The 1,448-nt window shown below is 39.4% G+C and carries 2 protein-coding genes; both read left to right on the top strand.

Translation table 11 applies throughout. The annotated features are described in order from the left end of the window. On the top strand, positions 1-407 hold a 407-nt coding region (locus LSG37_RS21080), incomplete at its 5' end, for a hypothetical protein (RefSeq protein WP_233081973.1). Between the two features lie 305 nt (positions 408-712). Continuing rightward, positions 713-1,258 carry a hypothetical protein gene (locus LSG37_RS21085; RefSeq protein WP_233081974.1) on the top strand — a complete coding sequence of 182 codons (546 nt, stop codon included), beginning with the start codon at positions 713-715 and terminating at the stop codon, positions 1,256-1,258. Positions 1,259-1,448 lie beyond the last annotated feature (190 nt).

The following is a 1,448-nucleotide window of genomic DNA, read 5'->3' on the forward strand; positions in this document are numbered from 1 at the left end:
TGAGTCAAGGAAAAGCAAAAGTTAAGTTTATCGGTGGTGTCTTAGACGGCCAAACCGATGATCAGTTTGATACCAGATTACTATTCGATTCATTTCAGCGCTTTAACGGCATTTGGTGCGAAGAATTGTCTGGAAAAATATCTATTTTCAAAAGCGAAACAGTTGGTAAAAACTGGATAAATTTCAGTGTTGATAAGTACGAAAAGCAGCCTAAATCCGATGATGGTTATTTTAGTTATGTTCACACATGCACTACGGTCATTCATCGGTGTAAAGCAGTGACGAAAAAGGGACTTAGGTGTCAGCATTTTGTAAAAGAGGACTTCGAGCTTTGCCCGACTCACTTACCTAAACAGATTTATTGCACAGTGCAGGTGGAAACAGCCGCCGAACAGACGACCCAATAAACATTGTTAATTTAATAAGGTTTGACACCGAGAATTTGGGTACATATATTAAGTTCATACAACTCATTTAGGAAAATATTATGAATGACGGAACCAAAAAACAGCCCCCGCAAACGCCACCTCAGAATCCTCCAAAACCATACAGAGATTCGAGAGATGATTGGGCGTCTAATAGTGGAGGAGGCCAAAGCCGTAAAGGTAGTCTTGACAACAATGTGACTCAATCCGTCGCACCTCCACCTCCGCCAAAAGGCACTAAAAGCTAAGCATGCAGAAAAGCATTGTCTGTTCAACTAGGGGGCAGAGTGACTGATAACGATGATAATATTGTTGAGCCAAATAAAGAATCTCTCTGGGAAACATGGTGGAATGTTCAACGCTCCATCAGATACCATAATTACAGGCATGCGTTTTTTGAAAGCTACAGCAGAGTAGTTTCTGGCTTAAATATTCTACTAAGTTCAGCAGCAGGAGCCTCTATTCTAAAAGTTATAGAGACCAGTGATGCAGAATTTGCTATTTATCTTATGGGCGGGTTAGCTGTAATTAATACAATGGATTTGGTTTATGGAACTGCCAAACGTAGTGGGCAGCACCGAGAGCTTAGAAACAAATTTATCGATATTGAAAAACGTTATCTAGCAGGACGTCGAAAAGATATTGTTAGTAAGCAAGAGTTTTACAAAATTTCCGAAGAAATCCTTTCCATCGAAGCAGAAGAACCTCCAATATACAGGCTATTGGACGTATACTGCCATAACGAAATGATCAAAGCTTACTTGCCGTCTGGTGAACCTGTTAAACAAAAATGGTATCAGGTAATTCTAAAGAACTACCTACGTAGTATGTAATAGCGAATTATTTTAATTCTAAAAAATACTGAGATGATGAAATTTCAGACTCACATCGTGTTTCGATATAAACGGAAAGCAGGGTTAATTATGGCAAATCGCTGTAAAGACATTGAATTAAAAGAAGATTATAACTATTCAAATCCCCCCGGCTCCACCAATAAAGCAAAAGGCCACCTAACGGTGGCCT

It is taken from the genome of Rheinheimera soli, from assembly GCF_021290985.1.
Lineage (GTDB): Bacteria > Pseudomonadota > Gammaproteobacteria > Enterobacterales > Alteromonadaceae > Pararheinheimera > Pararheinheimera soli.